This window comes from Streptomyces sp. 1222.5, assembly GCF_900105245.1.
In the GTDB taxonomy this organism is placed as follows: Bacteria; Actinomycetota; Actinomycetes; order Streptomycetales; family Streptomycetaceae; genus Streptomyces; species Streptomyces albidocamelliae.
Genome location: NZ_FNSZ01000001.1, coordinates 2,821,276 through 2,833,626, shown reverse-complemented (window position 1 = coordinate 2,833,626; position 12,351 = coordinate 2,821,276). Strand labels below are relative to the sequence as shown.

Genomic DNA, 12,351 nt, shown 5'->3' with positions numbered 1-12,351 from the left:
GGTAAGTTCGAAGCATGAAGGCCGTCCCGCGGACCCGAAGCCTCCCGGCCCTGCTCCTCGCCGCCCTCGTCCTGCTGCTGGCGAGCACGTTCGCGCCCCGCGCGAGCGCGGATACCAGCGTCTCGGCGATCGCCCGGGCGCTGCGCCAGAGTCCGGTCTACGTGGACCCGGCGGCGTCGGCCCAGTTGCCGAAGGCGGACGCCGACGCGCTGGCGAAGCAGATCAAGGGCGCGGACAAACCCCTGTTCCTCGCGGTCCTGCCGGCCGGCTACCCCACGGCGGACCTCTTCACCGACCTGCGGGCCGCGACCGGCGTCACCGGCCTCTACGGCGTTCGCCTCGGCGACCGCTTCGACGCCCGCGCCGACTCCTCCGTGATGTCGGCGACGGCCCGGCGGAACCTGGTGGCCAGTGTCCGGGGCGAGGACGCCAAGGCCCAGCTCGCCGACTTCACCGGTCGCGCCCTGGCCAACATGGGCGGCCACGCTCCGAAGAGCTGGGGCACCTCGTCCGGCTCGGACGGCGGCGGTGCGTCCGGTGCTGCGCTGATCACGGCGGGCGCGGTGCTGGTGGCGGGCGGTGTGGGCGCGTACGCGCTGGTCCGCCGCAACCGCCGGCGGCGCGAGGAGGAGCAGCAGGCCGCCCTCGACCGTCTGCGGGTCGTCGTGGACGAGGACATCACCGCCTTCGGCGAGGAGCTCGACCGGCTGGACTTCAGCCCCTCGGAGCCGGGCGCCGACGACGCGATGCGCGACGACTACGCGCGGGCCCTGGACGCCTACGAGACGGCGAAGCAGCGCATGGCCGAGGCGCACAAGCCGGAGGACGTGCGCACGGTCACCGAGGCGCTGGAGGACGGCCGCTTCTCGTTGGCCCGGCTGGCCGCCCGCCGCGAGGGCCGCGAGCTTCCGGAGCGCCGGCCGCCCTGCTTCTTCGACCCCCGGCACGGGCCCTCGGTCGCCGACGCCACCTGGACCCCGCCCGGCGGGGCCGAACGGCGGGTCCCGGTCTGCGCGGCCGACGCGACCCGGCTGGCCGACGGCCGTGACCCGGTGATCCGCGAGGTCGACACGGACTACGGCCGCCGGCCCTACTGGGACGCCGGACCGGCCTACGGCCCCTGGGCGGGCGGCTACTTCGGCGGCGGCATCCTTCCCGGCCTCCTCGTCGGCACCCTGCTCGGCAGCGTCATGGCCGCGCCGTCCTACGGGGCCGGCTACGGCACCGGGTACGGGGACTTCGGCGGCGGCGACTACGGCGGGGACTTCGGCGGCGGCTACGAGGGCGGTGACGTGTCCGGCACCGATTTCGACCCCGGTGACTTCGGCGGCGGCTTCGGCGACGGCGGGGGAGGCGGCGACTTCGGGGGCGGCGGAGGCGGCGGCGACTTCGGCGGCGGCTTCTGACCGGAGGGCCGGAAGCCGAGCGCCCGCCTCCCCGGTTCCGGGGGGCGGGCGCGCTCGTGGTGCGTCCGGCGGGGCGCCGGAGGGGTCACGCGTTCTTGATCGCGGAGATGTCGAAGTTCAGCTTGATCTTGTCGGAGACGAGGACACCGCCGGTCTCCAGGGCCGCGTTCCAGGTCAGACCCCACTCGGAGCGCAGGATCTCGGTCTTGCCCTCGAAGCCGACGCGCTCGTTGCCGAAGGGGTCGGTCGCGGCGCCGTTGAACTCCAGGTCGATGCTGATCGACTTGGTCACGCCGAGGAGGGAGAGGTCGCCGGTGATGCGGTAGTCGTCCCCGCCCAGGGACTCGGCCTTGGTGGAGCGGAAGGTCATCGCCGGGTACTCGTCGATCTTGAAGAAGTCGGACGACTTCAGGTGACCGTCACGGTCGGCGTTGCCGGTGTCGATGCTGTCCATCTTGATGTCCAGCGTGGCGGTGGACCGGGTGGGGTCGGCGCCGTCCAGGTGCAGCGTGCCGGTGAAGTCGTGGAACGCGCCCTTGACGTTGGTGACCATGGCGTGGCGCGCCACGAAACCGATCGTGGTGTGCGCCGGGTCGATCGTGTAGTCGCCGGTGAGCGCGGTGAGGTCGGGGCCCGCGGCGGCCGGGGCCACGGTCGTCTCCGGGGTGCTGTCCTTGCGGCTGAAGATGCCCATGACGGTGCTCCTCGCTAGTCCTGTTTAACGTTCAACTAACTTGCGTCTCCGACGATAGACCCATCCTGTTCAGTTTTCAACATCATTCGGAGTGTGTCTTCATGGTCGCACGGAGTGATGATGTCCGCCCTCTTTCGGACGCGCGTAGAACTCGGGCACCATCTGCATGCACCACCTGCACAGCCGACCCCACCGGAAGCACGGCCCACCGCAGGAAGGTCTCCATGAAGCTCTTGAAGGTCCGCTCTCTCCTGACCACGCTAGCCCTGGTCGTCGCCCCGGGCGTCGCCGTCGTCGGCACCGCCACCGACGCCTTCGCCGTCACGAAGATCAGCCAGGCCACCGCCGAGTCGATGTTCCGGCAGGTCGGCATCACCTGGTCGTCCTCCGGCAACTGCACCAACCGGAACAACTCCACCTGCACGTCCTTCGACCAGCTCAATCTCGCCACCGCGCAGGGCGCCCAGACCCTCAAGCGGGCGAGCGGCTGCGCCCTGAACATCACCGGCGGCACGGAGACCGGCCACGCCTCCGGCACGTACTCCCACTGGAACGGCTACAAGCTCGACTACGGCAAGAACACCTGCGTGACCTCGTACATCAAGAACAACTTCACCTACATCGGCCTGCGCGGCGACGGCGCCCCGCAGTACCAGTCCGGTTCCGGCAACATCTACGCCGACGAGGGCAACCACTGGGACGTCCTCTACTACAACTGCGGCGGCTGCTGAGCCGTACGAGAGGGCGGTGGCCGGTCCATGGGCATGACCCGTCGTGCGCTGCTGCTGGCCGCCGCCCTGCTCCCGGTCACCGCACCCGGCGCCCGCGCGGCCGACGATCCCCACGACCTGCTGCGCCGCCGCTGGCTGGCTCTCACCCTGGGGACGGGATACGACCCGGCCGCCGAGCCGTACGCCTCTCAGCTGGCCCGACTCGGCTCCCTGGCACGGGACTTCGGCGCCACCATGGCCCCGGCGCCCGCCTCGCTCTGGCCCGGTCACCCCTTCGACCCGCCGGCCGGCATCACCTTCGCCCTCGGCCGGCTGTGGACCATGGCCCAGGCCCACGTCCAGCCCGGCACCGGCAGCACCGGCGACCCCGGCCTCCTCGCCGCCGTACTGCGCGGCCTCGACCACCTCCTGGCCACCGTCTACCACCCCGGGACCGTCCCCTACGGCAACTGGTGGGAGTGGCGGATCGGCAGCCCCCGCCTGCTCATGGACATCACGGCCGCCCTGTACGAACAGCTCGGCGCGGCGCGGGTCGCGGCGGCCTGCGCGGCCGTCGGCCACTTCGTCCCGGACGCGCTGCTCACCGACTACTCCGGCGTCTCCACCGGTGCCAACCGCGTCGACCTGTGCCGCTGCGCCGCCCTGCACGGCGTCCTCGGGCGGGACGCCGGCCGCGTCTTTCTGTCGCGGGACGCGCTTTCGCCGGTCTTCCGACATGTCACCGGCGGCGACGGCCTGTACGCCGACGGCTCCTTCGTCCAGCACACCCGGGTCGCCTACTCGGGCACGTACGGCCAGGTCCTGCTCGACGGCCTGGCCCGGCTGTTGGCGCTGCTCGCCGGATCGCCCTGGCAGGTCATCGACCCGCTGCGGCGGAACGTCCTGGACAGCGTCGAGCACGCCTACGCGCCCCTGATCCACGACGGGCTGGTCATGGACTGCGTCAACGGCCGTGCCATCAGCCGGGGTTGCCTGCGCGACGACGACCTGCGGGTCATGCGCGGCGACCACTTCCACGGGCAGAACCTCATCGCCTCCGTCGCCCTGCTCGCGGGCGTCGCGGACGAGCCGGAACGCACCAGGTGGCACGGCCTGATCAAGGGATGGACGGAGCGGGACACGGTGACCCCGATCGCCGCCGCCCGGCAGCTCGGGGTCGCCGACCTCGCCCGTCTGGACGCCGTCGCCCGCACCGCCGTCCCGGCGGCCCGGGAGCCCGTCGGGCACCGGCTCTTCCCGGCGATGGACCGCGCCGTCCACCGCGGACACCGGTTCACCGCCGCCCTCTCCATGGCCAGCGACCGCATCGCCCACTACGAGTGCGGCAACGGTGAGAACCCGCGCGGCTGGCACACCGGCTCCGGCATGCTCTCCTGGTGGCCGCGGGGACGCAGCGACCAGTACACCGACTGGTACTGGCCGACCGTCGACTGGTACCGGCTGCCCGGCACCACGGTGTCCACCAAGCGGCTCGCCGACCGCGCCGGCGGCGAGTGGGGCGCGCCCCGGCCGGACGTCCGCTGGGTCGGCGGGACCACGGACGGCCGGTACGCGGCCGTGGGGCAGCACCTGAAGGGGCTCGGCTCCACCCTGGAGGCCCGCAAGTCCTGGTTCTTCCTCCCCGACGCGGTGGTCTGCCTCGGCGCCGGGATCAGCTGCGCCGACGGTGTCCCGGTGGAGACGGTGGTGGACAACCGCAACCTCGGCGAGAACGGCACCCAGGCGTTCGTACGCGGCCGGAACTGGGCCCATCTGGAGGAGCACGGCGGCTGGATCCTGCCGCGCGGGGGAGAGCTGCGCACCCTGCGCGAGGACCGCACCGGCGCCTGGGGCGACATCAACGCCGCCGCCACGGACGAACGGCGGACCCGGCGCTGGCAGACCCTCTGGCTCGACCACGGCACCGCCCCGGCCGCCGCCGGCTACCTCTACGTCCTGCTGCCCGGCGCCTCCCGGGCCGGGACCGCCGCCCGGGCCGCCGATCCGCACTGGCTGTACGTCCTTGCCGACGACGACACCTGCCAGGCCGTCGCCGTACCCCGCCAGGGCCTGACCGCGGCCACCTTCTGGCGGGCGGGTACGGTGGGGCGGCTGACCGTCTCGGCGGGAGCGGGCGTGCTCGTCGTGCGCCGGGGCCGGACGGCCACCCTGCACGTGAGCGAACCGCCCCGGACGGGCGAACCGCTGGAGCTCGTCTGGGACCGTCCGGTGCGTGCCGTCGTCCGCGCCGACGACAGCGTGGTGGTTCTGTCGGCGGACCGCCGTCTGAGGGTCCGTGTCACTCCGGGGATGGCATGTTCCACCCACGAATGTGAGGTGGCTCTCAGGTGACGACTTTGTGGCACATCTACAACGCCGGTGCCCTCTGAGCAGTCGGAACGGCTGCACGGCGCTGTGGTTCTGTTCACTGGTACCAGGAAAACGGGCTGGAGACTGTACGGAGTCGACGGCTCGCTTTCCTTGGTGTCCTTCGTAAGGTCGCTACATGACCGTTTTGGAAGAGACGACGGGTGAGCCGACCGGCGAGCCGACGGACGCGCGCGGACGGGTCGCCGAGCTGCACGAGATTCGTGCCCACGCAGTGGCGGGCCCCAGCGAGAAGGCGACCGAGGCGCAGCACGCCAAGGGCAAGCTGACGGCGCGGGAGCGGATCGAGCTGCTCCTCGACGCGGGGTCCTTCCAGGAGGTCGAGCAGCTGCGCCGGCACCGGGCGACCGGATTCGGCCTGGAGGCGAAGAAGCCCTACAGCGACGGTGTCATCACCGGCTGGGGCACGGTCGAGGGCCGCACGGTCTTCGTCTACGCCCACGACTTCCGGATCTTCGGCGGCGCGCTGGGCGAGGCCCACGCCACCAAGATCCACAAGATCATGGACATGGCCATCGCGGCCGGCGCGCCCCTGGTCTCCCTCAACGACGGTGCGGGCGCCCGCATCCAGGAGGGCGTCAGCGCGCTCGCCGGCTACGGCGGCATCTTCCAGCGCAACACCAAGGCCTCGGGTGTCATCCCGCAGATCTCCGTGATGCTCGGTCCGTGCGCGGGCGGCGCGGCCTACAGCCCCGCCCTGACGGACTTCGTCTTCATGGTCCGTGAGACGTCCCAGATGTTCATCACCGGCCCGGACGTCGTCAAGGCGGTCACGGGCGAGGAGATCACCCAGAACGGCCTGGGCGGCGCCGACGTCCACGCGGAGACCTCCGGCGTCTGCCACTTCGCGTACGACGACGAGGAGACCTGCATCGCCGAGGTGCGCTACCTCCTCTCGCTGCTCCCGCAGAACAACCGCGAGAACCCGCCGCGGGTGGAGACGTCCGACGCCGTCGACCGCCGCGGCGACGTGCTGCTCGACCTGGTCCCGGCCGACGGCAACCGGCCGTACGACATGGCCAAGGTCATCGAGGAGATCGTCGACGACGGCGAGTACCTGGAGGTCCACGAGCGCTGGGCGCGCAACATCATCTGCGCCCTCGCCCGGCTGGACGGCCAGGTGGTGGGCATCATCGCCAACCAGCCGCAGGTCCTCGCCGGTGTCCTGGACATCGAGGCGAGTGAAAAAGCTGCGCGCTTTGTCCAGATGTGTGACGCTTTCAATATCCCGATCGTCACCTTCCTGGACGTGCCGGGGTTCCTCCCCGGCGTCGACCAGGAGCACGGCGGAATCATCCGCCACGGTGCGAAGCTGCTGTACGCCTACTGCAACGCGACCGTGCCGAGGATTTCGCTGATCCTGCGGAAGGCGTACGGAGGTGCCTACATCGTCATGGACTCCCAGTCGATCGGCGCCGACCTGACCTACGCCTGGCCGACGAACGAGATCGCCGTGATGGGCGCGGAAGGCGCCGCCAACGTCATCTTCCGGCGGCAGATCGCCGATGCCGAGGACCCCGAGGCCATGCGTCAGAAGATGGTCAAGGAGTACAAGGCCGAGCTGATGCACCCCTACTACGCGGCCGAACGCGGCCTGGTCGACGACGTCATCGACCCCGCCGAGACGCGTGAGGTCCTGGCCAAGTCCCTGGCCATGCTCCAGACCAAGCACGCCGACCTGCCCTCCCGCAAGCACGGCAACCCCCCGCAGTAACCGAGCGGACCCGCCGCGGCAACCCCGCGGACCTCTCTCTCACGGAGACTGACACCCATGAGCACTGCTGACATCCGCGTCGAGAAGGGCCACGCCGAGCCCGAGGAAGTCGCCGCCATCACGGCCGTCCTCCTGGCCCGCGCCGCCGCCCGCACCGAGCCCTCGGCCCAGACCCACCGCGGCCGGCCCAAGGCCGGCTGGCGCCGCCTGGAGCGCGAGCCCGGCTTCCGCGCCCCGCACAGCTGGCGCTGACCCCTCCCGCGTGACCCGGCCCCGCCACTCCTTCGGGAGGGCGGGGCCGCGCCGTGTCCACCGAATGGGCCAACGGCGTACGACAAAGGGGCCCTTCCCATCGGGAAGGGCCCCTTCGACAGCGCGGCGGCCTAGCGCAGGCGGGCCATCAGGGCGTGCTCGACCAGCGTGATCAGCGCCGACTTGGCGTCCGCGCGGTGACGGGCGTCGGTCGTGATGATCGGGGTGTCGGGGCCGATCTGCAGCGCCTCGCGCACCTCGTCCGGCTGGTAGGGCTGGTTGCCGTCGAAGCCGTTGAGGGCGATGACGAAGGGCAGGCCCGAGTTCTCGAAGTAGTCGACCGCGGGGAAGCAGTCGGCCAGGCGCCGGGTGTCGACCAGGACGATCGCGCCGATGGCGCCGCGGACCAGGTCGTCCCACATGAACCAGAAGCGGTCCTGGCCCGGGGTACCGAAGAGGTACAGGATCAGGTCCTGGTCGAGGGTGATACGGCCGAAGTCCATGGCCACCGTCGTGGTGGTCTTGTCCCCGGTGTGGGTGAGGTCGTCGATGCCGGCGGACGCGGACGTCATGACGGCCTCTGTGCGCAGCGGGTTGATCTCCGAGACGGCGCCGACGAACGTGGTCTTGCCCACGCCGAAGCCGCCCGCAACCACGATCTTCGCGGAGGTGGTGGAGCGGGAAGGACCGCCGCTAGAGCTTGCGAAGTCCACTGAGCACCCTTTCGAGCAGTGTCACGTCTGGCTGGCCACCGGCGTTCTCGTCGCCGCCGGGCTGATGGATGGCGACCAGGCCCGCCTCCGCCAAGTCGGCGACGAGGATCCTGGCCACGCCGAGGGGAATCGTGAGGAGGGCCGAGACCTCGGCCACCGACTTGATCTCCCGGCACAGGTTGCAGATCCGCTGATGCTCGGGCAGCTGGCCCTGCATCTGGTGCGGAGCGGCGGTGGTGTGCACCAGTGCCTCGATGGCGAGCTGGTAGCGCGGGCGGGTCCGGCCGCCGGTCATGGCGTACGGACGCACCAGGGGATTGTGGGACGCCGAGGCCGGCGCCGGCTCGGGGCGGCGCTGCGGCTGCACCGGCTGGATCCGCGGCGTAGGCGGCTGGTCGTACGGCGACGGACCTGGGCCCTGCGGGGCGTACGGCTGCCGGTGGCTGGGTGCGGAGGGGAAGTTGTACCGGTTCGCCGAACCGTCGCCCTGGCCCTGGGCAGGGCCGTACGACCAATTGCCCGAAGACGAACCGCCTGGGGGTGTTGCCACTTTCTCCTCCTCCGACTGCGCCGGGCGCCCAAACCTGTGGAGCCGCGTCCCGAAACCTTACGGCCCCGGGACGCGAATACGCACCGTCCGATTACTAGTTGAGAAGGCTTCCCTGGAGCTCCGCGCGGAGATCCGGGGTGAGAACCGTGCCCGCCCGGTCCACCAGAAGTGCCATCTCGTACCCGATGAGACCGATGTCCGCCTCTGGATGGGCCAGAACCGCGAGGGACGACCCGTCGGAAACGGACATGATGAAGAGGAATCCCCGCTCCATCTCCACAACCGTCTGGTTCACGCTGCCGCCCTCGAAGATGCGCGAGGCACCGGCGGTCAGCGAGGTCAGACCGGAGGCGACGGCGGCGAGCTGGTCGGCGCGGTCGCGGGGGAAGCCTTCGGACATCGCCAGAAGGAGTCCGTCGGCGGAGACCACCACCGTGTGGGACACCCCCGGGGTGTTGTCCACGAAGTTGGTGATCAACCAGTTCAGGTTCTGTGCCGCCTGGCTCATCGGGCTCACACTAACGCTCCTGGTTGTAGGTGCTGTCAGGACCGAAGCCCTGGCCGTTCGTATCACTGCCTGCGCTGCGTCCGCGCTGGACGCCCCTGCGCAGGTTGCTCAGCCTGCCCCGGACGTCCTCCGGGGCGCGGGAGACCTGAGGGCCTCCCTGGGGGGTGGTCTCAGCGGCGCCCTCGACCAGATTGGCCTTGGGCACCCGCCGCGGCAGACCGGAGGCGGTGACCCCGCCCGCCTTCGGCTTGCGGAGCTGCGAGGCCTGCTGCCACCGCGTGTCGTTCGCCGAACGCCAGCCGTTGTCGCCGTTGGTCGCCGGGACGTTGCCCGGCGCGGGAGACGGCGTCTCCTGCCGCACTTGCGCCTGGCCGTTCGCACCGGCCGCACCGTTGGAGCCGCTCGCCGCGGAACCGCGGCGGGGCAGCCCGGCGTCGGTCAGCTCGTGGGAGGCGGGAGAGGCCGTTCCCGGACGGTCGAAGCCTACGCGGTTCCGCTCACTCGCGTCACCGGCCTGCGGGGACTCCGGCTCCGGAGCGTACTGGGCCGGCCGGCCGTTGCGGTAAGCGTCCTGCTGCGGCCAGTCGTCCTGGTAGGACGGGGCCTCGTAGGAGCCGAACCCGTCGGCCTCCTGGCCGCGCGCGGACCGCTGCTCCTCCTGAGGGGGCTCGGCGTACGCCGGGTCCGGGTAACCGCCGTTCGCGGAGTAGCCGTTGTCCTGCGGCAGACCGCCGTTCGGCGCGTAGTACTGCTCGTCGTACGGCTGCTCGTAGGACTCCTGGTACGCGGTGTGCTGCTGCTCCTCGTACGAAGCCTGCTGCTGCTCCTGGTACGACTGCTCCGGGTAGCCGGTGCTGCTGCCGTCGTAGGGCTGCTGCGCCTGGAACCCGTCGCGGTACTCGGCGGGGGACTCCCCGCTCTCCTGCTGCGGCTGGCCCGGCATGCCGTGCGTCTGCGCCTCCAGCGCCGCGCGGCGCTCCTCACGCATCAGCGAGCGGCCGACGGGGTTCAGATCGCGGATGTCGTCGGGGACGTCCGTGTACTGGGTGTCGTCGAAGCCGAGTTCGGCGGCGGTGCGCATCGGCTGCACCTGGCTGAAGTTCTCGGCCTGGAACTGCTGCTCCGGGATGATCTGCGAGACCGTGAACTCCTCGCGCTCCAGGGTCTCGCCGCCACCGCCGTGCGTGATCGCGTCCGGCAGCATGACCAGGGAGGTCGTACCGGCCTGCTCGCCCGAGGGGCGCAGCTGGACCCGGATGCCGTGCCGGTCGGACAGCCGGCCGACCACGAACAGGCCCATGCGCTGGGAGATCGCGGCGTCCACGGTCGGCGGGTTGGCCAGCTTGTGGTTGATGTCCGCGAAGTCCTCGGCCGTCAGACCGATGCCCTTGTCGTGGATCTCGATCATGACGCGGCCGTCGGGGAGTCGGGTCGCCGTCACGCGGACCTTGGTCTGCGGGGAGGAGAACGTGGTGGCGTTCTCCAGCAGCTCGGCGAGCAGGTGCACGAGGTCGGTGACCGCGCGGCCGTGGATCTCGGCCTCCGGCACGCCCGACAGCTCGATGCGCTCGTACTGCTCCACCTCGGAGGAGGCGGCACGCAGGACGTCGACCAGCGGGACCGGCTGGTCCCAGCGGCGGCCGGGCTCCTCGCCGGCGAGGACCAGGAGGTTCTCGCCGTTGCGGCGCATACGGGTGGCCAGGTGGTCCAGCTTGAAGAGGTTCTCCAGCTGGTCCGGGTCGGCCTCGTTGTTCTCCAGGTCGGTGATCAGGGTCAGCTGGCCCTCGATCAGCGACTGGTTGCGGCGCGACAGGTTGGTGAAGATCGCGTTGATGTTGCCCCGCAGCAGGGCCTGCTCGGAGGCGAGCCGGACCGCCTCGCGGTGGACCTGGTCGAAGGCGCGGGCGACCTCGCCGATCTCGTCCTTGGTGTGGATCGGGATCGGGGCGACCCGGGTGTCGACCCGGCCGGGGTCGGTACGGGAGAGCTGGTCGACGAGCATCGGCAGACGCTGCTCGGCGATGCCGAAGGCGGCGTTGCGCAGCTGGCGCATCGAGCGGCTCATCTGGCGGGCCACCAGACCGGCCAGGATGAAGGCCAACAGCAGAGCGATCACGACGACGGCACCGGTGATGAACGCCGAGGTCTTGGCGTCGTCGGCGATGGACGAGGCCTCGTTCACCGCGGTGTCGGCCATGTCCGACTCGATCTGGCGGTAGGCCTTGTACTTCAGCGTGTTGACCGCCCACCAGTTGTCCAGGGTGATGCCCTTGGTCGCCAGCGCCTCACGGGTGAGCGTGGTGGTGTCCCTCATGGAGGCGAGGCGGACGACCATGTCGGTCGCGCCGGACGGCGGCGGAACGTAGCTGTCGTTGCCCGTAGCGGCCTTCTTGGCCAGTTCGGCGGCGTCGGACTTGACCTTGTTCTCGGCGTCGCTCAGCTTCTGCGCGTCGGCCTCGGTACCACCGCCGAGGTACTCCTCCCGGGCGATGCGCTCCAGGTAGGCGTACGAGGACAGGGAGGTCCGCTGCGTGGCCAGGTTGCCGGCGTCCGGGCCCGGCTTGACCAGCAGGTGCGTACCGATCGACCGCTCCAGCGACAGGGCGGCCTTGGTCAGCGAGATGGCGTAGACGGTACGGCCGTAGGAGGTGATGTTGCCGGTGCCCAGACCGAGCTCGTTGGCGAACTCCATCAGGGGGTGGCTGATCCCGACGTAACCCTCTTCGGTGTCGACACCGATCATCTTGGAGGTGTACGCGGCGGCCCGCAGCTGCGCCAGTTTCGGCTCGACCTCGCGGAACAGCTTCAGCCGGCGCTGCAGACCCGAGTCGTCGGGCATGCTCTGCGCGGCCTGGTCGAAACCGTCGGCGGCCTGGTCCGTGGCCTTGCGGGCCGCGTCGATGGTCGCCTTGTCGGTGCCGGTCTTCTTGGCCTTCAGCAGGGGAGCCGCGGTGACGTCACGCTCGTTCTCGAGGGCGTCGGCGTAGGCGAGCGAGGCGCGCACCAGGCGGGCGGTGCTCTCGGCGTCGCGGGCCTGCTGCCAGGTGTCGATCGAGGCCTTCACCTGGAAGCCGCCCATGACGAGACCGACCGCCACGGGTATGAGCAGAATCGCGTTCAGACGGGTAGGCACCCGCCAGTTGCGCGGTGAGAAGCGGCCGCCGCTCGACGCGGGAGTGGCCGCCGGCTCCGCACCCTGCACAGGGGTGGGCGCCGCAGCGCGCGGCGGCGGGGTGAAGTTGCCCCGCGCCGACGGCTCGGGACCGTTCTTGCTTCGCCTCACTCGACCAACAACCTCTCGGCGGTCGGCACCTTCGTCGTGCCGCAGTCTCTCAGAGCCCGTTTCGTCATCGACCACGCAGTACGTCGTTGACCATTGGGCAGTTCAGGCATTCCAGCACGTGGACCAGTGCACT

Annotated in this window: 10 protein-coding genes; 5 read left to right on the top strand and 5 right to left on the bottom strand. The window is 70.9% G+C overall.

Going from position 1 to position 12,351, the window contains the following annotated elements; all coding sequences use genetic code 11:
* The first annotated feature begins 14 nt into the window (after positions 1 to 14).
* The gene (locus BLW57_RS41365) at positions 15 to 1,406 is read left to right on the top strand and encodes a hypothetical protein (RefSeq protein WP_093474429.1); all 1,392 of its coding nucleotides are present in this window, start codon (positions 15 to 17) and stop codon (positions 1,404 to 1,406) included.
* Between the two features lie 85 nt (positions 1,407 to 1,491).
* Here the strand turns inward: BLW57_RS41365 and BLW57_RS12600 are convergent, their stop codons facing one another.
* Complete coding sequence (locus BLW57_RS12600; RefSeq protein WP_093474428.1) at positions 1,492 to 2,100, bottom strand: YceI family protein; 609 nt, start codon at positions 2,098 to 2,100, stop codon at positions 1,492 to 1,494.
* Positions 2,101 to 2,324: 224 nt separating this feature from the next.
* Here BLW57_RS12600 and BLW57_RS12595 point away from each other — a divergent pair, with 224 nt between their 5' ends.
* The 4 genes from BLW57_RS12595 to BLW57_RS12580 all read left to right on the top strand — a co-directional run bounded on the left by BLW57_RS12595 (position 2,325) and on the right by BLW57_RS12580 (position 7,164).
* The gene (locus tag BLW57_RS12595; protein ID WP_093474426.1) at positions 2,325 to 2,831 is read left to right on the top strand and encodes a hypothetical protein; all 507 of its coding nucleotides are present in this window, start codon (positions 2,325 to 2,327) and stop codon (positions 2,829 to 2,831) included.
* Between the two features lie 27 nt (positions 2,832 to 2,858).
* On the top strand, positions 2,859 to 5,162 hold the full coding sequence (locus tag BLW57_RS12590) for a polysaccharide lyase 8 family protein (RefSeq protein WP_093474425.1): 2,304 nt from the start codon (positions 2,859 to 2,861) through the stop codon (positions 5,160 to 5,162).
* A gap of 154 nt (positions 5,163 to 5,316) precedes the next feature.
* Complete coding sequence (locus tag BLW57_RS12585) at positions 5,317 to 6,912, top strand: acyl-CoA carboxylase subunit beta (protein WP_093474423.1); 1,596 nt, start codon at positions 5,317 to 5,319, stop codon at positions 6,910 to 6,912.
* Positions 6,913 to 6,969: 57 nt separating this feature from the next.
* Entirely contained in the window at positions 6,970 to 7,164 is a 195-nt protein-coding gene (locus BLW57_RS12580; protein ID WP_073889858.1) for an acyl-CoA carboxylase subunit epsilon, read from the top strand.
* Positions 7,165 to 7,295: 131 nt separating this feature from the next.
* On the opposite strand, the gene BLW57_RS12575 is transcribed toward BLW57_RS12580, so the two are convergent.
* The 4 genes from BLW57_RS12575 to BLW57_RS12560 form a co-directional block, all read right to left on the bottom strand.
* Positions 7,296 to 7,877 (bottom strand): GTP-binding protein, encoded by a 582-nt coding sequence (locus tag BLW57_RS12575; protein ID WP_071369867.1) that lies wholly within the window; start codon positions 7,875 to 7,877, stop codon positions 7,296 to 7,298.
* Positions 7,858 to 8,427 (bottom strand): DUF742 domain-containing protein, encoded by a 570-nt coding sequence (locus BLW57_RS12570; protein ID WP_093474422.1) that lies wholly within the window; start codon positions 8,425 to 8,427, stop codon positions 7,858 to 7,860. The genes BLW57_RS12575 and BLW57_RS12570 overlap by 20 nt, the downstream gene beginning before the upstream one ends.
* Before the next feature lie 94 nt (positions 8,428 to 8,521).
* Positions 8,522 to 8,935, bottom strand: coding sequence for a roadblock/LC7 domain-containing protein (locus tag BLW57_RS12565; protein WP_005479603.1), 414 nt, complete (start codon positions 8,933 to 8,935; stop codon positions 8,522 to 8,524).
* A 10-nt stretch (positions 8,936 to 8,945) separates the two neighbouring features.
* The gene (locus BLW57_RS12560; RefSeq protein WP_176985560.1) at positions 8,946 to 12,218 is read right to left on the bottom strand and encodes a sensor histidine kinase; all 3,273 of its coding nucleotides are present in this window, start codon (positions 12,216 to 12,218) and stop codon (positions 8,946 to 8,948) included.
* Between the last annotated feature and the right edge of the window lie 133 nt (positions 12,219 to 12,351).